At 66.8% G+C, this 25,963-nt stretch carries 23 protein-coding genes and 1 pseudogene; 9 read left to right on the plus strand and 15 right to left on the minus strand.

Annotated features, from left to right (window positions below):
• The first annotated feature begins 87 nt into the window (after positions 1 to 87).
• The 3 genes from AC5IG3_RS06315 to AC5IG3_RS06325 are packed head-to-tail and all read left to right on the plus strand — an operon-like array spanning position 88 to position 4,638.
• Positions 88 to 1,155, plus strand: coding sequence for a tyrosine-type recombinase/integrase (locus AC5IG3_RS06315; protein ID WP_491905433.1), 1,068 nt, complete (start codon positions 88 to 90; stop codon positions 1,153 to 1,155).
• A 25-nt stretch (positions 1,156 to 1,180) separates the two neighbouring features.
• Positions 1,181 to 1,984 carry a type I methionyl aminopeptidase gene (gene map / locus AC5IG3_RS06320; RefSeq protein WP_491905434.1) on the plus strand — a complete coding sequence of 268 codons (804 nt, stop codon included), beginning with the start codon at positions 1,181 to 1,183 and terminating at the stop codon, positions 1,982 to 1,984.
• Positions 1,985 to 1,989: 5 nt separating this feature from the next.
• Entirely contained in the window at positions 1,990 to 4,638 is a 2,649-nt protein-coding gene (locus tag AC5IG3_RS06325) for a [protein-PII] uridylyltransferase (protein WP_491905435.1), read from the plus strand.
• On the opposite strand, the gene rlmD is transcribed toward AC5IG3_RS06325, so the two are convergent.
• The 4 genes from rlmD to surE all read right to left on the minus strand — a co-directional run bounded on the left by rlmD (position 4,614) and on the right by surE (position 8,814).
• Positions 4,614 to 6,080 carry a 23S rRNA (uracil(1939)-C(5))-methyltransferase RlmD gene (gene rlmD / locus AC5IG3_RS06330; protein ID WP_491905436.1) on the minus strand — a complete coding sequence of 489 codons (1,467 nt, stop codon included), beginning with the start codon at positions 6,078 to 6,080 and terminating at the stop codon, positions 4,614 to 4,616. The genes AC5IG3_RS06325 and rlmD overlap by 25 nt on opposite strands.
• Before the next feature lie 54 nt (positions 6,081 to 6,134).
• Positions 6,135 to 7,112 (minus strand): peptidoglycan DD-metalloendopeptidase family protein, encoded by a 978-nt coding sequence (locus tag AC5IG3_RS06335; RefSeq protein ID WP_491905437.1) that lies wholly within the window; start codon positions 7,110 to 7,112, stop codon positions 6,135 to 6,137.
• Positions 7,113 to 7,177: 65 nt separating this feature from the next.
• Positions 7,178 to 8,062, minus strand: coding sequence for a protein-L-isoaspartate(D-aspartate) O-methyltransferase (locus tag AC5IG3_RS06340; protein ID WP_491905438.1), 885 nt, complete (start codon positions 8,060 to 8,062; stop codon positions 7,178 to 7,180).
• Positions 8,059 to 8,814, minus strand: a complete 756-nt coding sequence (gene surE, locus AC5IG3_RS06345; RefSeq protein ID WP_491905439.1) for a 5'/3'-nucleotidase SurE — start codon at positions 8,812 to 8,814, stop codon at positions 8,059 to 8,061. Before surE ends, AC5IG3_RS06340 begins: the two co-directional genes overlap by 4 nt.
• Before the next feature lie 175 nt (positions 8,815 to 8,989).
• On the opposite strand from surE, the gene AC5IG3_RS06350 reads away from it, so the two are divergent.
• The 3 genes from AC5IG3_RS06350 to AC5IG3_RS06360 all read left to right on the plus strand — a co-directional run bounded on the left by AC5IG3_RS06350 (position 8,990) and on the right by AC5IG3_RS06360 (position 13,838).
• Entirely contained in the window at positions 8,990 to 9,706 is a 717-nt protein-coding gene (locus AC5IG3_RS06350) for a LuxR C-terminal-related transcriptional regulator (protein ID WP_491905440.1), read from the plus strand.
• Between the two features lie 309 nt (positions 9,707 to 10,015).
• Complete coding sequence (locus AC5IG3_RS06355; RefSeq protein WP_491905441.1) at positions 10,016 to 11,332, plus strand: hypothetical protein; 1,317 nt, start codon at positions 10,016 to 10,018, stop codon at positions 11,330 to 11,332.
• A 22-nt stretch (positions 11,333 to 11,354) separates the two neighbouring features.
• A complete protein-coding gene (locus AC5IG3_RS06360) occupies positions 11,355 to 13,838 on the plus strand; it encodes a fibronectin type III domain-containing protein (RefSeq protein WP_491905442.1) in 2,484 nt (827 codons plus the stop codon).
• Positions 13,839 to 13,916: 78 nt separating this feature from the next.
• On the opposite strand, the gene AC5IG3_RS06365 is transcribed toward AC5IG3_RS06360, so the two are convergent.
• The 8 genes from AC5IG3_RS06365 to mltG form a co-directional block, all read right to left on the minus strand.
• Complete coding sequence (locus AC5IG3_RS06365; RefSeq protein ID WP_491905443.1) at positions 13,917 to 16,175, minus strand: Orn/Lys/Arg family decarboxylase; 2,259 nt, start codon at positions 16,173 to 16,175, stop codon at positions 13,917 to 13,919.
• A 111-nt stretch (positions 16,176 to 16,286) separates the two neighbouring features.
• Positions 16,287 to 16,835: a peptide deformylase gene (def, locus tag AC5IG3_RS06370; RefSeq protein WP_491905444.1), complete on the minus strand. Its 549-nt coding sequence runs from the start codon at positions 16,833 to 16,835 to the stop codon at positions 16,287 to 16,289.
• Between the two features lie 6 nt (positions 16,836 to 16,841).
• Positions 16,842 to 17,072, minus strand: coding sequence for a hypothetical protein (locus AC5IG3_RS06375; RefSeq protein WP_491905445.1), 231 nt, complete (start codon positions 17,070 to 17,072; stop codon positions 16,842 to 16,844).
• A gap of 151 nt (positions 17,073 to 17,223) precedes the next feature.
• Positions 17,224 to 18,003 carry a TatD family hydrolase gene (locus tag AC5IG3_RS06380; RefSeq protein ID WP_491905446.1) on the minus strand — a complete coding sequence of 260 codons (780 nt, stop codon included), beginning with the start codon at positions 18,001 to 18,003 and terminating at the stop codon, positions 17,224 to 17,226.
• Between the two features lie 13 nt (positions 18,004 to 18,016).
• On the minus strand, positions 18,017 to 18,400 hold the full coding sequence (locus AC5IG3_RS06385; protein WP_491905447.1) for a PilZ domain-containing protein: 384 nt from the start codon (positions 18,398 to 18,400) through the stop codon (positions 18,017 to 18,019).
• Positions 18,397 to 19,491 (minus strand): DNA polymerase III subunit delta', encoded by a 1,095-nt coding sequence (gene holB, locus AC5IG3_RS06390; protein ID WP_491905448.1) that lies wholly within the window; start codon positions 19,489 to 19,491, stop codon positions 18,397 to 18,399. The genes AC5IG3_RS06385 and holB overlap by 4 nt, the downstream gene beginning before the upstream one ends.
• Positions 19,485 to 20,141 (minus strand): dTMP kinase, encoded by a 657-nt coding sequence (gene tmk / locus AC5IG3_RS06395; protein WP_491905655.1) that lies wholly within the window; start codon positions 20,139 to 20,141, stop codon positions 19,485 to 19,487. The genes holB and tmk overlap by 7 nt, the downstream gene beginning before the upstream one ends.
• Complete coding sequence (gene mltG, locus AC5IG3_RS06400) at positions 20,141 to 21,199, minus strand: endolytic transglycosylase MltG (RefSeq protein ID WP_491905449.1); 1,059 nt, start codon at positions 21,197 to 21,199, stop codon at positions 20,141 to 20,143. The genes tmk and mltG overlap by 1 nt, the downstream gene beginning before the upstream one ends.
• A 23-nt stretch (positions 21,200 to 21,222) precedes the next feature.
• On the opposite strand from mltG, the gene ygfZ reads away from it, so the two are divergent.
• Genes ygfZ through AC5IG3_RS06415 form a run of 3 tightly spaced genes read left to right on the plus strand, consistent with a single transcriptional unit; the run spans position 21,223 to position 23,481 of the window.
• A complete protein-coding gene (ygfZ, locus tag AC5IG3_RS06405; protein ID WP_491905450.1) occupies positions 21,223 to 22,209 on the plus strand; it encodes a CAF17-like 4Fe-4S cluster assembly/insertion protein YgfZ in 987 nt (328 codons plus the stop codon).
• Positions 22,202 to 22,501, plus strand: coding sequence for a DUF4936 family protein (locus tag AC5IG3_RS06410; RefSeq protein ID WP_491905451.1), 300 nt, complete (start codon positions 22,202 to 22,204; stop codon positions 22,499 to 22,501). The genes ygfZ and AC5IG3_RS06410 overlap by 8 nt, the downstream gene beginning before the upstream one ends.
• Positions 22,501 to 23,481, plus strand: coding sequence for an NRDE family protein (locus AC5IG3_RS06415; RefSeq protein ID WP_491905452.1), 981 nt, complete (start codon positions 22,501 to 22,503; stop codon positions 23,479 to 23,481). Before AC5IG3_RS06410 ends, AC5IG3_RS06415 begins: the two co-directional genes overlap by 1 nt.
• Positions 23,482 to 23,490: 9 nt before the next feature.
• On the opposite strand, the gene AC5IG3_RS06420 is transcribed toward AC5IG3_RS06415, so the two are convergent.
• The 3 genes and pseudogenes from AC5IG3_RS06420 to AC5IG3_RS06430 all read right to left on the minus strand — a co-directional run bounded on the left by AC5IG3_RS06420 (position 23,491) and on the right by AC5IG3_RS06430 (position 25,940).
• Entirely contained in the window at positions 23,491 to 23,856 is a 366-nt protein-coding gene (locus AC5IG3_RS06420) for a GNAT family N-acetyltransferase (protein ID WP_491905656.1), read from the minus strand.
• 66 nt (positions 23,857 to 23,922) lie between these two features.
• A pseudogene (locus AC5IG3_RS06425) lies at positions 23,923 to 24,816 on the minus strand (alpha/beta hydrolase); the annotation flags it as partial.
• Between the two features lie 53 nt (positions 24,817 to 24,869).
• Complete coding sequence (locus tag AC5IG3_RS06430) at positions 24,870 to 25,940, minus strand: patatin-like phospholipase family protein (protein ID WP_491905453.1); 1,071 nt, start codon at positions 25,938 to 25,940, stop codon at positions 24,870 to 24,872.
• Positions 25,941 to 25,963: the final 23 nt, after the last annotated feature.

A 25,963-nucleotide genomic window follows, 5' to 3' on the forward strand; every position in this document is an offset into this window, starting at 1 on the left:
CGCAGCGTCAGAAAAATCCTTGCCGACGCGGCTCGTCTAGAAAGCAGAATCAAGCCTGATCTGAAACGTTGCCGTTAGTATGTTTTCATGAAGTCTTACCCGCTGTTCCCGTCGATCGAGGCTGAAGACCTGCGCACGGAGTTGCTGGCGCTGTTCGAGCGCTGGCTGGCCTCCAAGCCCGGGCGCAGCCGTCAGAAAGTGCATGCGCTGGCCAATGAGTCGGCCCATGTCTATCGGGACATGTGGGGCGCGTTCGCATCGTTCTGCATTCCGCTCGATGAGGAAGGGTTGCACTACGTGCGGGTTAACCCGCTGCAAGGCGTGCGCCGGGAGCAGATGCAGCTTTTCCTGTCACTACCCAACCCGGGGCCGCGAGCGCCTGGTCGGGGCCGCGTCCGCAATGACGCGCTGGCGCTGCGCTACGCCTGGCGCATGCTGCACCTGATCGACCGGGTGCTGACGTTCCACCGCATCCGCAAAAAGGAAAAAAGCGCCGGTCCCACGGCGGCTGCAGCGCTGTTGCTGGAAGCGCCCTACCGCTACGCCAACTCGGCCGCGCTGAATCCTGAGACGGAAATCCTCAGCGACGGCGAACTGAGGCGGCTGATGGCGCTGTTGACTGCCCCGTTGCCAAGCAACAGTTCGCCGCGCGGTGAATGGCGCCTGGTGCGTGACCGGGCGCTGGTGGCGCTGATGCTGGGCGCCGGGCTTGGCCCCGGCGACGCGCAAGGCCTGCTGCTGGACGGGCTGGCGCTGGAGGATGGCCCCGTGCCCGGCGTGCCGTGGCGCTTGACCGTGCCGGCCGATGGCCTGTCGCCTGAACATCAGACGCCGGTGGCGCAATGGGCGGGAGAGTTGCTGGCACGTTGGCTGGCGTTGCGCACGGCCAAGGCCATTGCCGGCGACTTCGTGTTTCCGTCCACCCTGAGCGGCAAACAATTGTCCCGGCCGGCGGTGCACAGTGCGGCCGTCAGCGTGCTGGAAGCAGCCGAGGTCATGGGCGGCGCTCCGTTCCGTTTGCGGCACACTTTTGCCGTGCGGCAGTTGACCAAGGGCTACTCGGAAGAACAGGTGGGCGCCTGGATGGGCATGGTCGAGTTGCGCACCATGCAGCGCTACCGCAAGTACGTCGTCAAGGCGCAGGATCTGGCCTGAAACCCGAATGCGATAATTCACAGCTATGTCGATCACGATCAAGACCGCCGAAGATATCGCCGCCATGCGCGTGGCCTGCCGCCTTGCCTCCGAGGTGCTGGACATGCTGACGCCTCACGTCAAGGCCGGCATCACCACCAACGAACTGGACCGCCTGGCGCACGACCACATCGTCCATGTGCAGAAAGCCATTCCCGCGCCGCTCAACTACGCCCCGCCCGGCTACACGCCGTACCCGAAGTCGATCTGCACCTCGGTCAATGACCAGATCTGCCACGGCGTGCCCAACGACAAGGCGCTGAAGAACGGCGACATCGTCAACATCGACATCACCGTCATCAAGGACGGCTGGCACGGTGACACGAGTCGCATGTTCATCGTCGGCGAGGGCTCGATTGCTGCCAAGCGCCTGTGCAGCATCACGTACGACGCCATGTGGCGCGGCATCATGAAGGTCAAGCCGGGAGCGCGTCTGGGCGACATCGGCAACGCGATCCAGACTTTCACCGAAAACCAGGGCCTGTCGGTGGTGCGCGAATTCTGCGGCCACGGCATCGGCAAGAAATTCCACGAAGAGCCGCAGGTGCTGCACTACGGCCGCCCGGGCACGCTCGACACGCTGGTCACCGGCATGGTGTTCACCATCGAGCCCATGATCAACGCCGGCCGGCGCGAGATCAAGGAAGCCGGCGACGGCTGGACCATCCGCACCAAGGACCGCTCGCTCTCCGCGCAGTGGGAACACACCGTGGTGGTGACTGAAACCGGCTACGAGGTCATGACGCTCTCGGCCGGCAGCCCGCCTGTGCCTGATTTCGTCGGAGCCTGACCGCCATGAGCGCCACCCCGACCAACGCAGTGGCCGGGGTGGCCACTGCAACACCCCCAGCCCCGCTGCCCCTGCCGGAACTGCGCCGCATGTTGCGCGATGGCCGGCAGGCGCTGATCGATGAATTCAAGGCCGCCCGCGCCACCGTCCCCGCTGCTGCGCGGCTGACACGCCTGCTGACGCGTCATGTCGATGACGTGTTGAAGCGGCTGTGGGAGCAGTCCACGCTGCCCAAGGGCGCCGCTCTGGTTGCAGTGGGCGGCTACGGCCGGGGCGAGCTTTTTCCGTATTCCGACGTCGATGTGCTGCTGCTCCTGCCGCAGCCGCTGCCCGAGCCGAGCGAAGTCGAGGCCGGCGTGCTGGCCACGCAGCAGGCGCACATCGAGGCCTTCATCACCGCGTGCTGGGACATCGGGCTGGAGATCGGCTCCAGCGTGCGCAGCCTGGATGAATGCGTGGCCGAGGCGCAAGCCGACGTCACCGTGCAGACCTCGCTGCTGGAGTGCCGCCACCTGTGCGGCGCCAAGCGGCTGTTCGAGCAGCTGCGCCGGCGCATGCACGAAACGCTCGACCCCGCCGCCTTCCTGGTTGCCAAGTCGCTGGAGATGCACCAGCGCCACACCAAGTACGAGGACACGCCCTACTCGCTGGAGCCCAACTGCAAGGAAAGCCCTGGCGGCCTGCGCGACCTGCAGGTGGTGCGCTGGGTCGCCTTGGGCGCCGGCCTGGGACGCAACTGGAACGAACTGGTCGCCAAGGGCCTGATCTCGCGTTTCGAGGCCCGCGCACTGGCGCGCAACGAAGGCCTGCTCAAGCTCATCCGCGCCCGGCTGCATGTGATTGCCGGCCGGCGCGAAGACCGGCTGGTGTTCGATCTGCAGACGGCGGTGGCCGAGAGCTTCGGCTACACCTCGACCAGCGAACGCCGTGCCAGCGAGGCGCTGATGCGCCGCTACTACTGGGCCGCCAAGGCGGTGACGCAGCTCAACCAGATCCTGATGCTGGGCATCGAGGAGCGCGTCAACGGCTCGCAGGACGCACCGATGCGGCCCATCAGCGAGCGCTTCTTCGACCGCGCCGGCATGCTCGAAGTCGCCAGCGACGATCTGTACGAGCGCGATCCACACGCCATCCTCGATACCTTCGTCACCTACCAGAACGCGGTCGGCATCAAGGGACTGTCGGCGCGCACGCTGCGCGCGCTCTACAACGCGCGCGAGCTGATGGATGCCAAGTTCCGGGCCGACCCCGAGAACCGTCGCCTCTTCATGGCCATCCTGCAACAGCCGCGCGGCCAGACGCACGCGCTTCGGTTGATGAATGACACCTCGGTACTGGGGCGTTATCTGTGGGTATTCCGGCGCATCGTCGGCCAAATGCAGCATGACTTGTTCCACGTCTACACCGTGGACCAGCACATTCTGATGGTGCTGCGCAATGTGCGGCGCTTCTTCATTCCCGAGCACACGCACGAATACCCGTTCTGCTCGCAACTGGCCGCGCACTGGGACAAGGCCTGGGTGCTGTACGTGGCGGCGCTGTTCCATGACGTGGCCAAGGGCCGTGGCGGCGATCACTCCGAGCTGGGCGCGGTGGAAGTGCGGCGCTTCTGCCGTGACCATGGCATCGAGCGCGAGGACACGCGGCTGATTGAATTCATGGTCAAGGAGCACCTGACCATGTCGCGCGTGGCGCAGAAAGAAGACCTGTCCGACCCGGACGTGATCCAGGCCTTCGCCCAGAAGGTGCAGGACCCGCGCCGCCTGACCGCCCTCTACCTGCTGACGGTGGCCGACATCCGCGGCACCAGCCCCAAGGTCTGGAACGCCTGGAAGGGCAAGCTGCTCGAAGACCTCTACCGCGCCACGCTGCGGGCGCTGGGCGGCGCGCAGCCGAACATGGACGCTGAAATCGAGCAGAAACGCCAGGAAGCGCGCCAGCTGCTGGCGCTGCATTCGATGCTGCCCGGCGCCGAAGAAACGCTCTGGAAGACGCTGGACCTGAACTACTTCGCCCGCCATGACAGCGGCGAGATCGCCTGGCACGCCCGCGCGCTCAACCGCAAGGTCGAAGGCACCGCGCCGCTGGTCAGCGCGCGACTGTCGCCAGTGGGCGAAGGCCTGCAGGTGCTGGTCTACGCGCCCGATCAGCCGGACCTGTTTGCGCGCATCTGCGGTTATTTCGACACGGCGCAGTTCAGCATCCTGGACGCTCGTGTACACACCACGCGGGCCGGCTACGCGCTGGACACTTTCCAGGTCATCACGCCGTTTTTCGATCAGGCCTACCGCGACCTGATCGCGCTGGTCGAGAACCAGCTGACGCTGGCGCTGGCCCAGGACGGCGTCCTGCCCGAGCCGAGCCGGGGCCGGCAATCGCGCCGGGTCAAGTCCTTCCCGGCCACGCCGCGCGTGCAACTGCGCCCGGACGAGAAGGCGCAGCGCTGGCTGCTGTCGGTGTCGGCGGCAGACCGTTCAGGCCTGCTCTACTGCATCGCCCGCGTGCTGGCGCGCTACCGCATCAACCTGCAGCTGGCCAAGATCAGCACGCTGGGCGAGCGGGTCGAGGACACGTTTCTGGTCGATGGCGCGGTGTTGCAGAACAACCGCAGCCAGATCGAGTTCGAGACTCAGTTGCTCGACGTGATCGCCTGAGCAGTGTCGGTCGGGGCAGTTTCTGCTTCGACCGGCGCAGCCACTTCAGGCTCGGGCAACGGCAGTACCCAGCCGTCCACGCGCTCGAACACCGCAATCGACTCCACGTGCGCGGTGTGCGGGAACATGTTGACCACGCCCGCTGCCGTGCAGCGGTAGCCGGCCTGGTGCACCAGCAGGCCGGCGTCGCGCGCCAGCGTGGCCGGGTTGCAGCTGACGTAGACGATGCGCTGCGGCGGCTCGAAGCCTTCGTGCGCGGCCGGGTTCTGGCGCAGTTCGGCCAGCGCCTTGATGAGCGCAAACGCGCCTTCGCGCGGCGGATCGATCAGCCAGCGCTGGGCCGGGCCGTAGGCGGTGACATCCGCTGGGCTCAACTCGAACAGGTTGCGCGCGGCAAAGCTCGCCTTGCCGTCGAGCTGGTTGAGCTTGGCGTTGTCGCGTGAGCGCTGCACCAGCGCCTCGCTGCCCTCGATGCCCAGCACCTCGCGCGCTTGCGTGGCCAGCGGCAGTGTGAAGTTGCCCAGGCCGCAGAACCAGTCGATCACGCGCTCATCGCGCTGCACCTGCAGCAGGCCGAGCGCCTTGCCGACCAGCACGCGGTTGATGTGGTGGTTGACCTGGGTGAAATCGGTCGGCTTGAAGGGCATGACCACGCCGTATTCCGGCAGGGTGTAGGCCAGCGCCGGACCACCTTCGTCGAGCAGATGTGCCGTGTCCGGGCCCTTGGGCTGCAGCCACCATTGCACGTCGTGCGCAGCGGCAAAGTCGCGCAGGCGCTGCTTGTCGGCGTCGCCCAGCGGCTCCAGGTGGCGCAGCACCAGGGCGTTGATCAAGCCGTGCGGGGATTCACCCAGCGCGACCTCGATCTGCGGCAGGCGGTCGCGCTCATCGAGCGTGGCGATCAGCGCGCGCAGCGGCACCAGCAGCGCGCTGATGTGCGGCGGCAGCACCGCGCAGGTCTTCATGTCGGCGACGTAGCGCGACTTGCGCTCGTGGAAGCCCACCAGCACCTCGCCCTTCTTGGTCACGTAACGCACCGACAGGCGCGCGCGGTAGCGGTAGCCCCAGGTCGGGCCTTCGATCGGCCGCATCATGCGTTCGGACTTGACCTTGGCCAGGTGCCAGAGGTTGTCCTCCAGCGTGCGCTGCTTGACCGCCACCTGCGCCGATGCGTGCAGGTGCTGCATCTTGCAGCCGCCGCAGGCACCGGGGTGCAGGCCGAAGTTCTCACAGCCGGGGCGCACGCGCTGCGAGCTTTCGCGGCCCATGACGGTCAGCGTCGCCTGCTCCCAGTTGTTCTTGCGCCGGTTGGTGTGCGCCTGTACGCGCTCGCCGGGCAGTGCGCCTTCGATGAAGACGACCTTGCCGTCAGTCTTGCGGGCCACGCCCTGGGCGTCGAGGTCGAGCGACTCGACCATCAACCATTCAATGCTGTTTGTCATCGTGAAAACCGGAAGGGTGAGGCGTGCCGAACGCCCGCGCGTTCAGCGTTCAGTTCAGCGCGAGGGCAGCAGCTTGACCGGGTCGAGCGGCTTGCCGCGACGGCGGATCTCGAAGTGCAGTTGCACCCGGTCGGCGTCGCTCGAACCCATCTCGGCGATCTTCTGGCCGCGCCTGACGGTCTGGTCCTCGCGCACCAGCAGCGCCTGGTTGTGGGCGTAGGCGCTCAGGTAGCTCTCGTTGTGCTTGACGATGATCAGGTTGCCGTAGCCGCGCAGGCCGGAGCCGGCATAGACCACCCGACCATCGGCTGCGGCCAGCACGGCGTCGCCCGCCTTGCCGGCAATCGACACGCCCTTGTTGCGGGTTTCGTCGAAGGCGGTTGTGACGCCGCCGCTGGCCGGCCACATCCAGTTGGGTTCTTCGTCGCTGTCGCGGGCGGCGGCAGTCTCGCGGGCAGGGATGACGGCAGGTGTCGGTGCGGTCACCGCCGTGCTGGCGGAGCCGATGGCCGATGCCGGCGCACCTGCTGCGCTGCCTGCAGCCGTCGATGACGCGGCGACCGTGGCACCCGAGGTGGCGGGCGCTGCCACGCGCGGCTCCAGCGGCCGGGTCTCCAGCGCGCGCGCATCGACGCGTGCGCTGCTCACCGGCTTGGCCGCCGTGCTGGTCGGGTCCTGGCCTGGGGCGACCACGCGCAGCACCTGGCCGATTTCGATGCGGTCGGGGTTTTCGAGGTTGTTCCAGCGCTGCAGGTCGCGCCAGTTCTGGCCGCTCTCCAGGCCGACGCGGATCAGCGTGTCGCCGGGGCGAACGGTGTAATAGCCGGGCTTGCCGGCGTTCTCAGCGCCCGGCAAGGGCTTGGAGGCATCGGTCGTTCCCGAGGAGGAGGACGCCTTGCCTGCGGAAGCCGAGCGTTCTTCGACCGGCGCTCTGGGCTTGAGGTTGGAGGAGGCGCAACCGACCAGCGCGAAAGCCGCGCAGACGAGGAAGACAAATCGCGAGACGGACGCGAACGTGCGGTGATTGATCATGGAATCCGTGGGAGGGCTGGCGGTCTGTGTGGAGCGAGGCGGCTCCGAACTGCCCTGGAACCGCTTCAGATCAGCCCGAAATCGCTGACGCCGGATTCTAAAGGGACGAACCGCACCGCCTCGTGGCTGCTGTGGCGCAGCGTGCCGTCGGTCAGCCGGTCGATCACCAGCAGCACCTGGCCGCCCAGCCGGGCGTCGTCCATCGGCGCCACCAGCCGGCCGCCGGGCGCGAGCTGGTCGATCCAGGCCGGCGGCACCGAGCGGCCACTGGCTGCGGCAATGATGCCGTCGTAGGGTGCATTCGGGCCATGGCCGAGCATGCCGTCGCCATAGATCAGGCGCAGATGGCTCGGGCGGGTGGCAGCGAGGTTTTCGCGCGCTTTCTCGTGCAGCCCCTTGAGGCGCTCGACCGAATAGACCTGCCGCGCCAGCAGGCACAGCACCGCCGCCTGATAGCCGCAGCCCGTGCCGATTTCCAGCACGCGGCCCAGCGTCGGGCCACCGGTGCGGGCGCGCAGCAGTTCGGTCATGCGGGCGACGACCGAAGGCTTGGAAATCGTCTGCCCCAGCCCGATCGGCAGGCTGGTGTCTTCATAGGCCTGCGCGGCCAGCGCGCTGTCGACAAACAGATGGCGCGATACGCTGCCCATGGCCTGCAGCACCTGCACGTCGGTGCAGCCGTCGCGCTTGAGGCGCTCGACCATGCGGGCGCGGAACACATCGCTGTCGAGGCCCAGCCCGGCCGGCGCGCTGGTGCGAGCCTGCTCACGCACGGCATCCGACAGGGGGCGCTGCGGGCGCAGCACGCCGTCGGGCGTGGCCGGTGCCTGGGCAGCGACATCCTTGCGCGGCGGCGGGCCTTCGGCGTGGACGAAGCGGCGCAGCGTCGGCTCGGTCTGTTGCAGGCGGAGCGGGAAACGCGCGCGCTTGGCCGGCGGGCCGGATGTCATGCGCGCGTGCCTGCCAGGCGTTGCGACCACAGGCCCAGCCGGGCGTGATCGGTCAGGTCGACCTGCAGCGGCGTGACCGAAATCTGGCCGTTGGCGCAGGCATGAAAATCGGTGCCTTCGCCGGCTTCGCGGGCGTCACCGGCAGCGCCGATCCAGTAGATCGGCTCGCCGCGTGGGCTGAACTGGCGCACGACCGGCTCGCTGGCGTGGCGTTTGCCCAGCCGCGTGACCTGCAGCGGCAGCGCCGCCGCATCTGGCCGGTTCGGAATGTTCACATTGAGCAGCCAGGGGTGGCCGAGTTGCTGCGTGGCCAGCACGTGGCGCAGCACGGCGCGCATGGCGTCGGTGGCAGCGTCCAGATGTGCCCAGCCTTTGTCGACCAGCGAGAACGCGATCGACGGCACGCCGAACAGGTAACCCTCCATCGCCGCAGCCACCGTGCCGGAGTAGACCGTGTCGTCGCCCATGTTGGCGCCGTTATTGATGCCCGAGACCACCAGATCGGGGCGCCGCTCCAGCAGGCCGGTCATGGCCACATGCACGCAGTCCGACGGCGTGCCGTTGACGTAGCGGAAGCCGTTGGCCGCCGTGTGCACCGACAGCGGCCGCGTCAGCGTCAGCGCGTTGGAGGTGCCGCTGGCGTTCTGCTCGGGCGCGACCACGTCGACCTCGCCCAACTCGCGACACACCTTCACCAGCGCAGCCAGCCCGGGCGCGAGGTAACCATCATCATTGGCAACAAGAATATGCATACGGCGGATTGTAGGCACCGAGGGGGGTGCGTAATTTGCCAGATTGGCCTGACGCTGAACCCCCTCATGAGTCCCCCGACTGCGGGGAGATACGCCCAATCGACCTGACTCGCGACAATAATTAAGGCACCGCAAGCGGTACCCAAGCCGTTCATTGCACAACACGTCTGCCGCCATGTCGATTCAAGTCCTGATCTTCGAAGAAAACGCCGTTGCCCGCAGCTTCCTGCTGCGCGTGGTGCGCGAGAGCTTCAGTGACGACGTCGTGTTCAATGAAGCAGGCAGCCTGGCGGAGGCCCGCGCGGCACTGGGTCTCAACGGGACGCAGGGCAGTGGTCAGGCTTCAGCCGCCTCGCAGTTGCGCCTGATTCTTTGCGATCTTGAACAGCCCGACGAAAGCGGCCTGGAGTTGCTGGCGCAGATCAAGGCCCACCCGGCCATCAAGATCGCCACCACGCTGCATTCGGACGACGAACACCTGTTTCCGGCGCTGCAGTGCGGCGCCAGCGGCTACCTGCTCAAGGAAGACCGCTTCGAGGTGCTGGTGGAAGAACTGCAGAAGATCGTGCGCGGCCAGCCACCGCTGTCGCCCGCCATGGCGCGCTGCCTGCTCGGGTTTTTCAAGGACGCGGCACCCGCTGTGGCCCGAGTCCGGCCTGCGCAGGCGGACGACCAGGACAAGCCGCACCTGCCGCCCTGCCCGGCACCAGGTCGTCAAGATATCAAGCAACCCAGTGCGCCCGAACAAGAAGTACTGACCTGGCTCAGCAAGGGCTACACGGTCAAGGAAATCGCGAGAAAGATGGGCATCAAGTGGCTGGCGGTCAACGAGCACATCGGCTCGGTCTACCGCAAGCTGGCCGTCGCCAGTGCGATGCCGGCAGCGCTGTAAACGCAAAAACTGCGCGCCCGACTTCTTCAAGCTCCATTTGGCGGGCTTGAAGAAACCAATAAGTCACAGGTGACGGGTCACTGAACTATTCAGTTCGGTGAATAAGCGCTTTTGTCTTCGACAAAACTGCCGATACACACTGAGTTAAGTGGAATTAAGTCCAAAAGCTTGATTTTTCTTAACCGCTCATTGACACTACACAAACAGTAACGATTTGTTTCGTTGTGTGTCTTTATGAGTCTTGACGCCAGCGGCCGAATGATCAGCGTTGCGCAGACTCCCACACCCGTGACGTTCAGGAGATTGAAGATGATGAAGAAACGCCCGCTCGCAGCGGCACTGGCCTTGGCCATCGGCGTGATGGCCAGTCCGCTGGCTCAAGCCGTCTGCCGTCCCGGCAACGCATTGCCCTTTACCGCCGGTCCGGCCAGCGCCGTGCACGGCTTTGCAGAGCAGGTGGTCGACTCCGAGGGCGTGGCCCTGGTCATCTGCACCGACAGCGTCGACGGCCAAGGCAACCCGCCGCCCTGCTTCTTCGATCCGGTGATTCCGGGCAACGCGACCTCCGAAGCCAATGGTTTCGGCGGCGAAGGCTTCTGGTTCCTGTCTGAGAACACGATCACCACCACGGGCGCTGCTGCCGTGAACGCGCTGGTGGTCATGGCCACCGAGGCCGCCTACGCCACCGAAGTGCCCGCGCCGAATGACCAGTTCGCCTTCACCCGCCTGCGCATCCGCATGGACATTGCGCAGCCCGGCATCTACACCGTGGCCTATCCGTGGGGTGTCAAGCAGTACGTCGTGACGACGACGGGCCGGCGCGTGGTGAACGAGACGACCGACACCGAGTTCACGCCCGGCGGCTCGCGCACCGGCACGGTAGGCCCGTGGCTGCGCTGGGATCCGACCGTGACGCCGGCTGCGCCGGAAGGCTACATCGGCGATGGCCTCACGCCGCATCGCGTGATCGGCAGCCCCTGCGGCCAGAACTTCGTGCGCATCAGCGCCACCACCATGGACGGCCGCACGCCGATCGCCATCGACCCGACCGATGCCGACCGCGACGGCTCGACCAGCGGCATCACCAACCTGCTGTTCACCGTGCAGGGCAAGCTGGCCCCGCAGGCCATCACCCCGCTGGCCATCAACGGCGCGTACTACGCCCGCGAAGCCGGCAACATCAGCGTTACCGCCTTTGCGACCGCGCCCAGCACGGCCAGCCTGATGGCCACGCCGGGCGGCAACATGAGCAGCGACGGCAACGGCCGCTTCTTCTCTTCCCTGAGCGTGACCGCGGTGCCGACCTCGGTGCAGGTCACGGCCAACAACGCCAGCCAGGGCAACAGCCCCAACACCCAGAACCTGCCGGTGACGGACCTGGTCACCATCAGCCGCGCCCAGGCGGTCTGCAGCGGCACGCCGCGCAGTTGCGCCCTGAGCGTGAATGCCACCTCCAGCGACAAGATCGCCACCGGTGCGCCCACGCTCACGCTCACGCTCAACAACGCGCCGCTGGCTGGCGGCGCGATCAGCGTCAACGGGCTGTCAGTGCTGCCCGCCACGGTCACGGTGACCTCCAGTGCCGGCGGGCAGGCTGTCAAGCCGCTCACCGTCATCAACCAATGAGTTGGAGACTAAGAACATGATGATGAAACGCAAACTCTCGGTCGTGCTGGTCGCGGCTGCACTCGACCTGTACGTGGCCTCGGTCGCCCAGGCGGCCTGCCCGGCAGACGGTGCCACGCCCTTCTCCACCGGTCCGCTGAACCCGGTCAACGGGTACTCGGAATACGTCAGCGACAGCAACGGCATCTCGTTGCAGATCTGCCTGGACGCCAACAACTGCGCCTTTGATCCGGTCATTGCCGGCAACCTGCAGTCCGAACAGGCCGGCGCAGGCACCGAGTCGTTCTACTGGCTGTCGGATGCGCGTCTGGACGTGCCGGCCACCGGCTTCTCGGCTCGGCTGATCATGGCCACCGAGGCCACCTACAACACGGCCGAGCCTGCCGCCGATGAGCAGCTGAGCTTCACGCGTCTGCGCATCCGTATCGATGCACCGGTGCCCGGTGTCTATCGCGTCACCCACCCTTACGGCGAGAACACCTTCACGGTGGACACGGTGGTGGCGGGTTTCGACGTCAGCGACACCATCGACATCAGCTTCACGCCGGGACAGCCCTCTGCACAAGGCCGCGTGGGCCCGTGGCTGCGCTGGGATCCGACCGTGGCACCGGCGGCGCCGGCGGGCTATCTTGGTGACGGCGCCTCGCTGCACCGGGTGGTCGGCAGCCCCTGCGGCAACAACTTCTTCCGCGTCACCGCCACCGACTTCAATGGCGCCCCCATCAACCTGACCGGCAACGGCGGCAATTCCGTCCGCACCGACGACTTCACCGTGGCCGGCCAGCTGTTCGACGGCAAGGTGCAGACGCCCCTGTCCGCCGACCGCGTCACCTACAGCCGCACGCCGCTGACGGTGGGCCAGATCGACGCCTTTGCGTCCTCGGCCAATGCCGCTGCCGTCACTATCCAGGACGGCCCCGGCACGGCGGCAGCCAATGCTCGCCTCGCCAGCCCGCGCACCCTGACCAGCAACGGCCTGGGCAAGTTCTTCACCAGCGAAGTGCTGGCCCCGCTGCCCAACACCAGCAACCTGCCGGGCGCCATCACGATGCGCGCCTCGGTGGCCGACGCCACCACCGACGCCACCACGCTGGTGCGCCCGCTGGTCGACCAGGTTGTCATCACCCAGGCCGACTACAACGTGGCGACCGGCACGCTGGTCGTGGCCGCCACCTCCAGCGACACCCGTGTGCCGCCCACCCTGACCGTGCAGGAATACAGCACGCTGGCCGGACAGGCCGTGCGCACGCTGGCACCGCCGGCCGTGGTGACCGTGATGTCCTCGGCCGGTGGCTGGGACCAGGCGCTGGTGCGCACCCAGGGCGCCGTCGCACCTGGAGCGCCGAGCAACCTGTCGGGCGTGGTGAACAGCCCGACCGAGGTCGCACTGAGCTGGTCCGACAACTCGACCAACGAAACTGCCTTCGAGGTCGAGCGCAACGGCGTGGTCATCGCCACGCTGGCGGCCAATGTGTCGGCTTACACCGATTCGGCAGCGCCTCAGAACAGCACGCTGACCTACCGGGTGTTCGCCAACAACTCGGCCGGTCGGGTGGGCTCCAACACCATCAGCGTGACCACGCAGGCGGGGTTGACCGCTCCGACCAACCTGGCGGCCACCGCCGTCACCGCCACCAGCGTGGCGATGAGCTGGCTGGACAACTCCAACAACGAAACCGCCTTCCAGGTGCTGCGCAACGGCGCCGTCGTGGCCACGCTGTCGCCCAATGTCACGTCCTACACCGACACCACGGTGGCGGCATCCACGGCCTACACCTACCAGGTGGTGGCTACGGCGACCGGTGCGACAGCCAGTTCCAACGCGATTTCGGTGACCACGCCAGCGGCCATCAACCTGCAAGCGCCGGGCAATCTGACGGTGCTGCGGCCCGCCAACGATGACGCGGTTGCTCGCCTGGACTGGGCAGACACCTCCAGCGGTGAAACCGCCTACCGCGTGCAGCGCGCCACCTACACCGTGGCGGCCAACGGCACGGTCACGCGGGGTGCATTCGCCACGACGACGGCGCCCACCGGAAACCTGGCGGCCAATGCCATCAGCTACACCAACACCGGCTTGGCGCTGAACACGCTCTACGCCTACCAAGTCAATGCAGCCAATGGCGCGACTCAGGGTCCGGTGTCGGTCGTCGATCGCTACACCGGCACGCTGCCGTTGCCGACGAACTTCCGCTCCAATGTCAGTGCCGGTCTGCTGGGCATCGGCGCCACACCAGCCGGCCGCGTTCCGTTGAACTGGACGGCCAGCACCACGGCGGCGGTGGCAGGCTACGAAGTCGAAATGTGCGTGGGCTCCATCGCGACCTGCGGCGGCGCTGGCGCCACCTGGTCGCAGGTGGCACGCACGGCAGGCCGGGCCACCAACACGGTCAACGTGAATGGCCTGACATCGCGCCAGGCGTACTCGTTCCGCATCCGCAGCCATACCGGCACTGTCGGCATCACGTCGGCCTGGTCGGCGCTGGTGGCAGGCACGCCGCGCTAAGGTTCGGCTAAAGTTCTCCGGATCCACAAAAAAGCCCCGATGCGTGAGCATCGGGGCTTTTTTTCGTCCTCGGGTCGCTCAGGCCTTGACGCAGTCCACGTAGTACCGCACCTGCCCATTGCCGATGTCTTCTTCGACCAGACCGTGCACGTCGGTGTGGAAGCCCGGGAACTTGGTATTGAAGCGGCGGGTGAAGCGCAGGTAGTCGACGATCTTCTTGTTGAAGCACTCGCCCGGAATCAGCAGCGGAATGCCCGGCGGGTACGGCGTCAGCAACGCGGTGGTGATGCGGCCTTCCAGGTGCTCGATCTCCACGCGCTCGGTCTGGCGGCGGGCGATGTGGGCGTAGGCATCGCTGGGCTTCATGGCCGGGTGGATGTCGGACAGGTAGACCTCGGTCGTCAGGCGCGCAATGTCGCCTTCGGCGTAGCTCAGGTGGATGGCCTGGCACAGGTCGCGCAGGCCCATGCGCTCGTAGACCGGGTACTTGACGGCGAACTCAGGCAGCACGCGCCACAGCGGCTGGTTGCGGTCGTAGTCGTCCTTGAACTGCTGCAGCGCAGTCAGCATGGTGTTCCAGCGGCCCTTGGTGATGCCGATGGTGAACATGATGAAGAAGCTGTAGAGGCCGGTCTTCTCGACCACCACGCCGTGCTCGGCCAGGTACTTGGTGACGATCGAGGCCGGAATGCCGGTGGCGTCGAACTTGCCGTTGACGTCCAGCCCGGGCGTGATGATGGTCGACTTGATCGGGTCGAGCATGTTGAAGCCCGGCGCCATCGGACCGAAGCCGTGCCACTCTTCGTTGGCATGCAGCATCCAGCCGTCGGAGTGGCCGATGCCCTCCTCGGCCAGCGTGTCCGGGCCCCAGACCTTGAACCACCAGTCGTGGCCGAACTCCTCGTCGACCTTGCGCATGGCGCGGCGGAAGTCGAGCGCCTCTTTCAGGCTCTCTTCCACCAGCGCGGTGCCGCCCGGCGGGTCCATCATGGCCGCGGCCACGTCGCACGACGCGATGATGGCGTACTGCGGGCTGGTCGAGCTGTGCATCAGGTAGGCCTCGTTGAAGAGGTTGCGGTCCAGATGCACCGTCTGCGAGTCCTGCACCAGCACCTGCGACGCTTGGCTCAGGCCGGCCAGCAGCTTGTGGGTCGACTGGGTCGCGTAGACCATCGCCTCTTTCGGGCGCGGGCGGTTCTTGCCCATCGAGTGGTAGCTGCCGTAGAACTTGTGGAAGGCGGCGTGCGGCAGCCAGGCTTCGTCGAAGTGCAGGTTGTCGATCCAGCCGTCGACCATGCCCTTGATGGTTTCGGTGTTGTAGAGCACGCCGTCGTAGGTGCTCTGAGTCAGCGTCATGATGCGCGGCTTGATCTGCGTGGTGTCCACGCCGGCCAGCAGCGGGTTGGCGGCGATCTTGCGCTCGATGACCTCGCGCGTGAATTCGCTCTGCGGAATCGGGCCGATGATGCCGTAGTGGTTGCGCGTGGGCGTCATGAACACCGGCACCGCGCCAGTCATGATGATGCTGTGCAGGATGCTCTTGTGGCAGTTGCGGTCCACCACCACCACGTCGCCTGGCGCCACCGTGTGGTGCCAGACCATCTTGTTGCTGGTGCTGGTGCCGTTGGTGACGAAGAAACAGTGGTCGGCGTTGAAGATGCGCGCCGCGTTGCGCTCGCTGGCCGCCACCGGACCGGTGTGGTCGAGCAGCTGGCCGAGTTCTTCCACCGCGTTGCAGACGTCCGCGCGCAGCATGTTCTCGCCGAAGAACTGGTGGAACATCTGGCCGACCGGGCTCTTCAGGAAAGCCACGCCACCCGAGTGACCCGGGCAATGCCAGCTGTAGGAGCCGTCCTGCGCGTAGTCCATCAGCGCCTTGAAGAACGGTGGCGCCAGGCCATCCAGGTAGCTCTTGACCTCGCGGATGATGTGACGCGCCACGAACTCCGGCGTGTCCTCGAACATGTGGATGAAGCCGTGCAGTTCGCGCAGGATGTCGTTCGGGATGTGCTGGCTGGTGCGCGTCTCGCCGTAGATGTAGATCGGGATGTCGGCGTTCTTGAAGCGGATTTCCTCGATGAACTTGCGCAGGCTGAGCACCGCCGGGTCCAGCTCGGGGCCGGGCGTGAACTCTTCATCGTCGATCGACAGGATGAAGGCGCCGGCGCGGCTCTGCTGCTGCGCGAACTGGCTCAGGTCGCCGTAGCTGGTGGCGCCCAGCACCTCGAAACCTTCTTTTTCAATCGCTTGCGCCAGGGCGCGAATACCGAGACCGGAGGTGTTTTCCGAGCGGAAGTCCTCGTCAATGATGACGATGGGAAAGTGAAAACGCTGCATTGCCGCGACTCCAATCAAGGCGAAAGCCTGAAAAATCGAAGGGCGGAGTGTAGAACGTGGGTGTGACGCTGCCGCGACGGTTTGGGCGCCCTGACAACGTCAGTTGTCGTGTCAGTCGTCAGACGCGGCGTCCAGGCCCGAGTCCAAGCCTGGAAAGAGCACTTCGGTGTAGCCGAAGCGGCTGAAATCACGCACCCGCATCGGGTAGAGCTTGCCGATCAGGTGGTCGCATTCGTGCTGCACCACGCGGGCGTGGAAGCCCTCGACCTCGCGCTCGATCACCGCGCCGTGCTCATCAAAACCGCTGTAGTGGATGCGGCGCCAGCGTGGCACCACCGCGCGCAGGCCGGGTACCGACAGGCAGCCTTCCCAGCCGTCATCTTCTTCCGTGCCCAGCGGCGTGATGACCGGGTTGATCAGTACCGTCTGCGGCACCGGCGCGGCATCCGGATAACGCGCGTTGCGTTCGAAGCCGAAAATCACCACCGCCAAGTCGACCCCGATCTGCGGCGCCGCCAGCCCGGCGCCGTTCGCGGCGCGCATGGTGTCGCGCAAGTCCTCGATCAGTTCGGCCAGCGCGGCGCTGTCGAAATCGGTCACGGGCTGGGCGACGGCCAGCAGGCGCGGGTCGCCCATCTTGAGCAGGGTGCGAATGGTCATCAGGTGTCAGGCAGCCTCGCCTGGGTCGGCATCGATGGCCAGATCATAGGCCTCGATCTCGCTCAACTCGTGCGGAATCACCGGCTTGTCGAGCGGCCGGCAGATGCGACGCTGCAGCCGCTGCAGGCGATCGGAATGCTCCATGGCAAAGAACACCGACTCGGGCGCCAGCAGGAGCGCAAACGGGTCGCAGCCAGCGACCAGGACGGGTGCATGAGCATGAGTTTGCAGAGACATGGCGGTTCTCCTGTTGAACCCGACAGCACGCCAATCGGCTGTCCATGTCTGCACTCTAGGACTGTGGTTGCACCGCAGTCAGTGGCTGAAAACGAAAAACCCTGTCAGTATTTGTCCGACAGCGTGTCAGGCTGCGCACCCGACCAGAGCATCATGCCTGCGGCTTGAACAGCCGGTCGAAGTTGGCCGTGGTGGCCTGCGCGATCTCCTCGACCGGCAGGCCCTTGATGCGCGCCAGTTCGGCGGCCACGTAAGGCACCAGCGCGGGCGTGTTGGTCTTGCCGCGGAAGGGCATGGGCGCGAGGTAGGGGCTGTCGGTTTCGATCAGGCAGCGGTCGAGTGGCACTTCGCGCGCCACGTCGCGCAGGTCCTGGGCGGTCTTGAAGGTCAGGATGCCCGAGAACGAGATGTAGAAGCCCATCTCCAGCGCCGCGCGCGCCACGTCCTGAGTCTCGGTGAAGCAGTGAAACACGCCGCCGACCTGATCGGCGCCCTCTTCCTTCAGGATGCTCAGCGTGTCGGCCGAAGAACTGCGGGTGTGGATCACCAGCGGCTTGCCCAGCAGACGCGCTGCGCGCACATGCACGCGCAGGCGCTCGCGCTGCCATTCCATGTCGGCATGGGTGCGCTCGCCCAGGCGGAAATAGTCCAGACCGCTTTCACCCACAGCCAGCACGCGCGGTGCCGAGCCACGCTGCACCAGATCGTCGACCGTCGGCTCGGTCACACCTTCGTTGTCGGGGTGCACGCCCACCGTGGCCCAGAAGTTGTCGTAGGCGAGCGCCAGGCCGTGCACGTCGTCGAACTCTTCCAGCGTGGTGCAGATGCACAGCGCGCGCTCGACCTGCGCGGTCTGCATGTCCCGGCGGATGTCGGCCAGGCGCGCTTTCAGGTCGGGGAAACTCAGGTGGCAATGGGAATCGACGTACATCGTGGGCAGATATTCAGATGGTCTGGGTCGGCTTGGCCGACTGGATCGAGGTGCCCAGCATCTCTTCGATGCGGATGCGCAGCGCACGCGTCTTCTCGTCCTGCGGAAACCGCACGCCCACACCCTGCGTGCGACCGCCCGAGGCGTTGACGGGCGTGAGCCACGCCACCTTGCCGGCCACGGGGTAGCGCTGCGGATCGTCCGGCAGCGTCAGCAGCAGGTAGACGTCTTCGCCGAGCTTGTATTCACGCGTGGTCGGCACGAACAGCCCGCCCTCGGCAAACAGCGGAATGTAGGCGGCATACAAGGCGCCCTTCTCGCGAAACACGAGCTGGATCACGCTGGGGCGGGTATTGGGCGTCATGGGGCTGGCGGTGCGTAGGCTGGACTCGCTCATGGCGACGAGTGTATCGGTCGGGTGTGCGCAGATGAGGCAGGCGCCGTGCGGTCCACCGCCTGGGCCTGCAGCAGCAAGGCTTCCAGCGCGAGGCCGGCGTGCCAGGGGTGGTCGGCGTGGCTGGCGTGGCGGCGCAGTGCGGCGGCCCAGGCGGTCAGCGCGGCCACGTCACCGCCACGCAAGTCGCTGTGCGTGAAGTAGCGCGGCGGCTGGCCCACGCTCAACAGCAGGCGGTCATGGCAGAGCTTCTGCAGCGCGTCGACCACCAGCGGCAGCGGCCAGGCCGCCAACGCGGCCACGTCGCCTTGCACCACCTGCTGCGGAAACGCCCGCCACGCGGCGGCATCGCGCCCGGCGCGGGCCTGCGCCAGCGCTTCCAGTGGCTGCTGGCCGGTGGCGTTGAGCAGGACATCCGCATCCGCCACGCCCTGCGCCTGTAACCATTGCAGCGCGGGCGCTGCATCCGGCGCATGCAGGCTCAAGGCCTGGCAACGGCTGCGAATCGTCGGCAGCAGGCTTTGCGGCGCGCCGCTGCTGAGCACGAAGCGCAGCGCGCCGGGTGGCTCTTCCAGCGTCTTGAGCAGCGCATTGGCGGCGATGTGGTTGAGCGCCTCGGCCGGATGCACCAGCATGACCCGCACGCCACCGCGCGCAGCGGTCAGCGCGCTGAAATCGACGGCAGCACGGATCTGCTCGACCTTGATCTCACGGCTGGGCTTGCGCTTCTTGCCGTCGTCGTCGGTGCCGGTGTCGTCACCACCCAGGCCGGCAGCGTCGCGCAGCGCCTCGGGCACGATCAGGCGCAGGTCGGGGTGGGCGCGCTCGTCGACCAGATGGCAGCTGGCGCAGTGGCCGCAGGCCAGGCGTTGCGGGCGCTCGGCCAGAGGCGTTTCGCATAGCCAGCTCTTGACCAGCGCAAGTGCAAATTCAAACTGCCCCACACCTTCAGGCCCGTGCACCAGCAGCGCATGGGCGCGCTGCTGCGCCAGGGCCTCGGCCAGCGGCGCGGTGAGCCAGGGCAAGTCGGCGGCAGCCGGGCGCGCCACCGATTCTGCGGCGGGTTGCGCCTTGAAGCTGACGCGTGTCACCATCCGCGCGACTCCAGCACGGCGACGATCTGCGCGGCCACATCGGCAAGTGATTGCGCCGCATCCAGCTGTTCAATCCGCTGTGGCGCCTCGGCGTGACGCTGGGCGTAGCCGGCACGCACGGCGTTGAAGAAGGCGACCTCTTCGCGCTCCAGCCGGTCCGGCGCCCGTGCTGCTGCGCGGCGTTGCGCGGCGATCTCGGGCGACACGTCAAACCACAGCGTCAGGTCCGGCTGGCGACCGGCCTGGACCCAGGTTTCGAGCTGGCCGAGCACCGCCAGATCAAAGCCGCGCCCGCTGCCCTGGTAGGCAAAGGTCGCGTCGGTGAAGCGGTCGCACAGCACCACGGCGCCGCGCTGCAGCGCGGGCTCGATCACGTTGACGAGGTGGTCGCGCCGGGCGGCAAACACCAGCAGCGCTTCGGTGAGCGCGTCCATCGGGCGGTGCAGGAAGAGTTCGCGCAGCGCCTCGGCCAGCGGCGTGCCACCGGGCTCGCGGGTGCAGACCACTTCCAGCCCACGGGCGCGCCAGCGGGCGGCCAGGGTGTCGAGGTGACTGCTCTTGCCGGCGCCGTCGATGCCCTCGACGGTGATGAAACGGCCGGCGGGAGGCGATGCAGTGGCGGAGGACGACGCGGCGTCTGAATAAGAAATCAAGGGGCGGCCTTGCGCTGGAATTTGTTGACGGCGCGATTGTGGTCGGCCAGGTTGGCGCTGAACTCGCTGCTGCCGTCACCGCGCGCCACGAAGTACAGCGCCGGGGTCGACGCCGGCTGCACGGCCGCCCGCAGCGCATCGCGCCCGGGCATGGCGATCGGCGTGGGTGGCAGGCCGTTGCGGGTGTAGGTGTTGTAAGGCGTGTCGGCCTGCAGGTGGCTGCGGCGCAGGTTGCCGTCGAAGGCCTCGCCCAGCCCGTAGATCACGCTCGGGTCGGTCTGCAGCGGCATGCCGATGCGCAGGCGGTTGATGAACACGCCGGCAATCTGGCTGCGGTCGGCGGCGCGGCCGGTTTCCTTCTCGACGATGGACGCCAGCGTCAGCGCCTGCTCGGGCGTCTGCAGCGGCAGGCCCGGCGCGCGCTGCGCCCACACGGCGGCCAGCCGCTTCTGCATGGCAGCGTGGGCGCGCTGCAGCACGCGCAGGTCGCTGCTGCCCTTGGCGTAGGCGTAGGTGTCGGGGAAAAAATAGCCTTCAGCGGGCTGGCCGGCGGCGCCGATGGCCTGCATGACTTCGGCGTCGGTCAGGTTGGCGCTGTCGGGTTTGAGCGTGGGCGAGCGGGCCAGTTCAGCCCGCACCTGCCGGAAGGTCCAGCCGTCGATCAGCCGCAGCGTGGCCAGGCTCTCGTCGCCATTGACGATCTTGCGCAGCAGGTCGCGCGGGCTGAGGCCCCGGCTGAATTCGTAGCTGCCGGCCTTGATGCGCCGCGCATCACCCGACCAGCGAAACCACTGGTAGAGCCACAACGCGGGCGCATCGACGCCGGCCTCGACCAGATGGCGGGCGATGTCGCGCGGGGTTTCGCCCGGCTCGATCTCCAGTTCGACCGTCAGAGGCTTCAGGGTCAAGGGCTGTTGCAGCCACCAGGCCACGGCAGCGGCTGAACTGATCAGCAGCAAAAAAAGCCCCAAAACCAGTCGCCCAAGCCAGCGCGACCGGGTCGATCGCGCCGCCCGGGAGTCGCCGCGCCAAATCCGTACTCGCTTGCTCCGCATAGCCACTGATGATAATTGGCGCCATGTCTGCACCTGTCACCTCCTCAAGTTCCCTTCCAGGCGTCATCACGACGGACGTTACGGCTGGCGTTTGCCGCCTGCCCCAGTGGGGCGTGCTGCGCGCCGCTGGCGACGACGCCGTGAGCTTTCTGCACGGCCAGTTGAGCAACGACGTCAGCAAGCTCGACCTGGCGCACGCCCGTCTGGCTGCCTACTGCGACGCCAAGGGCCGCATGCTCGCCAGCCTGACCTACGCGAAACGCAGCGCGACCGAGCTCTGGCTGCTCTGCAGCGCCGACCTGCTGCCCACCACGCTCAAGCGCCTGAACATGTTCGTGCTGCGCGCCAAGGCCAAGCTGAGCGATGCCAGTGCCGAATTGATCGTGCTCGGCTTGGTGGGTGATGCTGCTGCGGCTCACGTCGGCGCTATAGATCTGCATGCGACCTGGGATAAGGCTGACATCGGTGCGGCCCAAATCATCCGACTGCCTGACGCCGTTGGCCAGCCGCGCTGGTTGTGGATTGGCCCGCAAGCCGAGGCCGAGGCGCTCTGCGCCGCCCTGCCTGCGCTTGATACTTCGCTCTGGCAATGGCTGGACGTGCAAGCCGGCGTAGCGCCGGTGGTGGCGGCCACGGCAGGCCAGTTCGTGCCGCAGATGCTCAATTACGAGCTGGTCGGTGGCGTCGATTTCCAGAAAGGCTGCTATCCGGGCCAGGAAATCGTCGCGCGCAGTCAGTACCTGGGCAAGCTCAAGCGCCGCGCTTTCCTGCTGGCAGGTGAAGCCGCCATGCAGCCGGGCCAGGAAGTGATCTGGAGCGAAGACCCGGGCCAGCCCGCAGGCCTGATCGCCCAGTCCGCCACGGGTCCGGACGGCACGCACCTGGCGCTGGCTGAGCTCAAGATTGGCGTGACGGAGTCTGGCAGCCTGCATCTGGCCCGCGCTGAAGGCCCGTTGCTGCACCTGCAAGCCCTGCCCTACGCGCTGCCGCACGAGGCGTCCAGTGCTTGAGCTGTACGTTTATTACCGGGTGCCTGCGGAGGCTGCAGATGGTGCTCAGCCTGAAATCCAGGCCTTGCAAACCCGGCTTGCTGCCGAGCTGCCCGGGCTGGAAGCGCGGTTGCTGCAACGGGCTGATGGCCAGCACAGCGCACCGAATCAACTGACGTGGATGGAGATCTATCGCCATCCGCAGGGTCTGAACCCGGGGCAACTGCAGCACATTGTTCAAACCAGTGCCGACTCGCCTAGTGCACGCATCGGCACGCGGCACCTTGAGCACTTCACCTCTGCGTTGCGCTGATGTGCCTGATTGCCTTTGCGCTTGACTGCAGCCGGCGGTTTCCGCTGGTGGTGGCGTCCAACCGCGACGAGTTTCATGACCGTGCCACGGCGCGTCTGGCGTGGTGGGCACCTGGAGCGTGTGGGCCAGACATCCTGGCTGGGCGCGACCTGCAAGCCGGTGGTACCTGGCTGGGGCTGAACGCTGCGGGCAGGCTCGGCATGCTGACGAATATTCGTGACCCGCGCCGCAATGATCCGCATGCACCATCGCGCGGCAGAATCGTTCCGGACTGGTTGACCACAACGCAAAGTACCGACCGTTTCTGGGTCCGTACTGCGCTCACGGGCCACAACGGTTTCAATCTGATTGCGGCTGATTTCGCGATTGGCGAGTGCCATTGGATGACTTCGATACGAGCCTCGGCCCAGCGTTTGGGTGCGGGTGTGTATGGGCTGTCAAATGGTGAGCTGGATGAGCCTTGGCCCAAGGTGCAGCAACTCAAGCAGCGTGTGCGTGATGCAGTGGATTTGGGCAGTACCTCGAAAGCCAGTGTGGATCACTTGGCCAATCTGCTGTTTACCGCTTTGGCAGATCGCAGTCCTGCATCTGACGCTGATCTGCCAGCAACCGGCATTGCTGTTGACTTGGAGCGACAACTTTCATCTGCGTATATCCGCACAATGGATGGACGATATGGAACGCGCTGCTCGACGCTGATCATCAGTGAGCGCATTGGCCGCAGCCTGGTCACGCATGTGCTGGAGCGTACCCATCCAGTCGGTGCAGGCGTGGCGCTGCTGCGTCGTGCCACGCTCAAGGACTGGCCGCCGCGGTATCACACCGAGCCGAGACTGGAACCCGTGGCCGCCCGCCCAGTGCAGGAACGGCCCCCTGTCTCTGACACCGAATTGGCACATGCCGAACTCACCGAGTCGGCAGGCCGTACCCGCCTGGTCAAACCGCGCGTGCGCAGCCTGATCAAGCCGACCTTCCGCTGAACAGGGCTCTCAGAGGGCCAGCACCATCTCCAGGTGCTGAATACCGGCCTCTTCGAAGGCTTCACCGCACGGCTTGAATCCAGCGCGCAGATAGAAACCTACGGCCGATTGCTGTGCGTGCAGGATCACCTCACGGTCACCTTGTGCCCGGGCTGCAGCCACCAGCGCATCCAGTACCGCCTGCCCTACCCGCTGGCCACGTACGCTGGCACGCACGGCCATGCGCCCGATCTTGCTGATGCCGGGCGCCACGCTCAACAGCCGACCGGTCGCCACCGGTGTGCCGGTTGAATCACGCGCCAACGCGTGGACGCAACCGGCATCGGCCACGTCCCATTCCAGTTCGGCGGGAATCTGCTGTTCCAGCACGAACACCTCATGGCGAATGGCGTGGGCCGCCCCGCCCAGTTCTGCCCAATTGCCGATTTGTATTTGCGGCAGGCCAAAGGCCCGCTGCAGTGCCCGCGCAATGCTGATCTGCGCATCATGGGCTTCACCGATCACGCGGCCGAGCTTGATGAAATCGTGCGTCACGCCGCGCCACAGTTCCAGCTCGACCGGCACGCCGGCCAGGCGCAAGCTGTCGGCGTAGGCCATGCCCTCGTCGACCAATGGATCGCACTCGGCCAGGCCGATCCAGGCGGGTGCAACGCCGTCCAGGTCATCGGCCAGCAGCGGCGCAAAGCGCCAGTCGCTGCGGTCGGCGTGGTCGATGTAGTGGTCAAAAAACCAGTCGATCGCTTCCCGCTCCAGCAGAAATCCCTTTGCGTATATCCCGTGTGAGGGCGTGTCAGCATAGGCGGTGGTACCAGGCGTGATCAGTACCTGCAGCGCCAGCTTCAGGCCGATGTCGCGGGCGTGCAAGGCCGCGACCGCTGCCAGCGTGCCGCCCGCACTGTCGCCACCCACGGCGATGCGGCTGGCATCCAGCCCCAGCTGGGCGGCGTTCTCAGCCAGCCAGCGCAAAGCGGCCCAGCTGTCATCGACCGCTGCCGGAAACCGGTGCTCCGGCGCCAGCCGGTAATCGAGCGCCAGCACGGCCACGCCGCTGCGCAGCGCGAGCTGGCGGCACAGGCTGTCGTGGGTTTCCAGCCCGCCGACAGTGAAGCCGCCGCCGTGCAGGTACAGCAGCACCGGCAGCACGGCGTGGCTGGGCGCGTAGAGGCGCGCGGCGCGTTCGTGCCCCGGCGCCAGCGGCAGCGTCAGGTCTTCGATGCGCGCCAGCCGCACGCGCGGCAAGTCCAGGATCTCGGCACCGGACTGGTACAGCGCCTTGGCTTCATCCGCCGGCAGATGATGCAGCGCCGGGCGCCGGCTGCGCTGGATGCGCTGCATCAACTCGGCGGTGGCGGGCGTCAAAGAGGCTGGCGCGGCAGTGGATGGCTTTTTCACAGGGTTTCAACCTCATCGACAGGGCAGCCGCGCGCCAGCCAGTTGGCCAGCTCGTCGGCCAATTGCTGGCTTTGTGCCACGGCGACACGCCAGCGTTGCATGCGCTCCGCCACCGGCAGCGCCTTGAAATCATTGCGGTCGGGCAGCTTGCCGCCGGGCAGGCGGGCGATCCAGTCGGCGCGCGGGCTGAGCACCAGCACGTTGTCGAGCGCCGGCGTGCTGCGGTGGCGCTGCTTCCAGGCCTTGTCGAGCCAGCCGGGCACCAGCGTGGACTGGAAATGCGGATACAGCACCAGCTGTTCGTCGGCCATGCGGTGCCACGGCCAGTGCAGGTGATAGTCGGTGATGCCACCGTCCCAGTAGGCGCCGGGCGGCGCGCCGGGAATGTCGTGCACGGCCTTGAGCCAGAACGGAATCGAGCCCGACGCCAGCACCGCCGGCTGCAGGTTGGCTGCGCTGAGTGCGACCTCGCGGGTCGGAAAGTCGCGTAGCGGCAGGGGTAGTGCCTTACGCGGGTCGCTGAACACCACCCTCTCCAGCCACCCGCCCAGCGCCTGTCGACGCGCAGCGTTGCTGAACCAGGCCGCCGCGTAGCCCAGCGGCGTCCACACACCGTGCTCGCGATGCAGCAGGCGCCGGCCCCGGCTGGTGACGACGTGCAAGCGGAAACGCGGGTGACTCAGGATCGCCCCGGCCTGATCGCCCAACTGCAGCGCCAGCAGGGCCTCGAAGCGGCGGCTGATGTTGCGCGGGCTTTGCTTCTCGCCGTACGGCGGGTCGTAGCTTTCGGCGATGTAGGCCTCGGCCATCTGCGCCAGCGCAGCGTCGGCATTGGGCAGACAGGCCGCCGCCATGCGCCACGCGCCGATGCTGGCGCCCACCAGATGCACGCCCGGGCCGGCGCCCTGGAGCCAGTGCCCGAACAGGAACCGGTCCAGCCCGTTGAGGATCAGCCCCTTGGGACCACCGGCGGCGGCAGGAATAGCGCGTATATCGCCAGGTTGCAGCCCACGCTCACGCAGGTGTTGCAGTGCGCGCGGGCCGGCGTGGAGGCGGAGACTTTTCATGGGCGCGCATGCTAGCGCGCCAC

Source organism: Leptothrix sp. (in: b-proteobacteria) (genome assembly GCF_965250675.1).
In the GTDB taxonomy this organism is placed as follows: domain Bacteria; phylum Pseudomonadota; class Gammaproteobacteria; order Burkholderiales; family Burkholderiaceae_C; genus Sphaerotilus.

Excerpts from the sequence above, each read along its gene's own strand:
- AC5IG3_RS06375 (WP_491905445.1), bottom strand. The coding sequence starts at position 17,072 with ATGTCTCTGCAAACTCATGCTCATGCACCCGTCCTGGTCGCTGGCTGC.
- AC5IG3_RS06415 (WP_491905452.1), top strand. The coding sequence starts at position 22,501 with ATGTGCCTGATTGCCTTTGCGCTTGACTGCAGCCGGCGGTTTCCGCTG.
- AC5IG3_RS06335 (WP_491905437.1), bottom strand. The coding sequence starts at position 7,112 with ATGATCAATCACCGCACGTTCGCGTCCGTCTCGCGATTTGTCTTCCTC.
- AC5IG3_RS06385 (WP_491905447.1), bottom strand. The coding sequence starts at position 18,400 with ATGAGCGAGTCCAGCCTACGCACCGCCAGCCCCATGACGCCCAATACC.
- AC5IG3_RS06380 (WP_491905446.1), bottom strand. The coding sequence starts at position 18,003 with ATGTACGTCGATTCCCATTGCCACCTGAGTTTCCCCGACCTGAAAGCG.
- AC5IG3_RS06325 (WP_491905435.1), top strand. The coding sequence starts at position 1,990 with ATGAGCGCCACCCCGACCAACGCAGTGGCCGGGGTGGCCACTGCAACA.
- AC5IG3_RS06360 (WP_491905442.1), top strand. The coding sequence starts at position 11,355 with ATGAAACGCAAACTCTCGGTCGTGCTGGTCGCGGCTGCACTCGACCTG.
- mltG (WP_491905449.1), bottom strand. The coding sequence starts at position 21,199 with ATGCGGAGCAAGCGAGTACGGATTTGGCGCGGCGACTCCCGGGCGGCG.
- holB (WP_491905448.1), bottom strand. The coding sequence starts at position 19,491 with ATGGTGACACGCGTCAGCTTCAAGGCGCAACCCGCCGCAGAATCGGTG.
- AC5IG3_RS06365 (WP_491905443.1), bottom strand. The coding sequence starts at position 16,175 with ATGCAGCGTTTTCACTTTCCCATCGTCATCATTGACGAGGACTTCCGC.
- ygfZ (WP_491905450.1), top strand. The coding sequence starts at position 21,223 with ATGTCTGCACCTGTCACCTCCTCAAGTTCCCTTCCAGGCGTCATCACG.
- surE (WP_491905439.1), bottom strand. The coding sequence starts at position 8,814 with ATGCATATTCTTGTTGCCAATGATGATGGTTACCTCGCGCCCGGGCTG.
- AC5IG3_RS06430 (WP_491905453.1), bottom strand. The coding sequence starts at position 25,940 with ATGAAAAGTCTCCGCCTCCACGCCGGCCCGCGCGCACTGCAACACCTG.
- def (WP_491905444.1), bottom strand. The coding sequence starts at position 16,835 with ATGACCATTCGCACCCTGCTCAAGATGGGCGACCCGCGCCTGCTGGCC.
- map (WP_491905434.1), top strand. The coding sequence starts at position 1,181 with ATGTCGATCACGATCAAGACCGCCGAAGATATCGCCGCCATGCGCGTG.
- AC5IG3_RS06355 (WP_491905441.1), top strand. The coding sequence starts at position 10,016 with ATGATGAAGAAACGCCCGCTCGCAGCGGCACTGGCCTTGGCCATCGGC.
- AC5IG3_RS06340 (WP_491905438.1), bottom strand. The coding sequence starts at position 8,062 with ATGACATCCGGCCCGCCGGCCAAGCGCGCGCGTTTCCCGCTCCGCCTG.
- AC5IG3_RS06315 (WP_491905433.1), top strand. The coding sequence starts at position 88 with ATGAAGTCTTACCCGCTGTTCCCGTCGATCGAGGCTGAAGACCTGCGC.
- AC5IG3_RS06350 (WP_491905440.1), top strand. The coding sequence starts at position 8,990 with ATGTCGATTCAAGTCCTGATCTTCGAAGAAAACGCCGTTGCCCGCAGC.
- rlmD (WP_491905436.1), bottom strand. The coding sequence starts at position 6,080 with ATGACAAACAGCATTGAATGGTTGATGGTCGAGTCGCTCGACCTCGAC.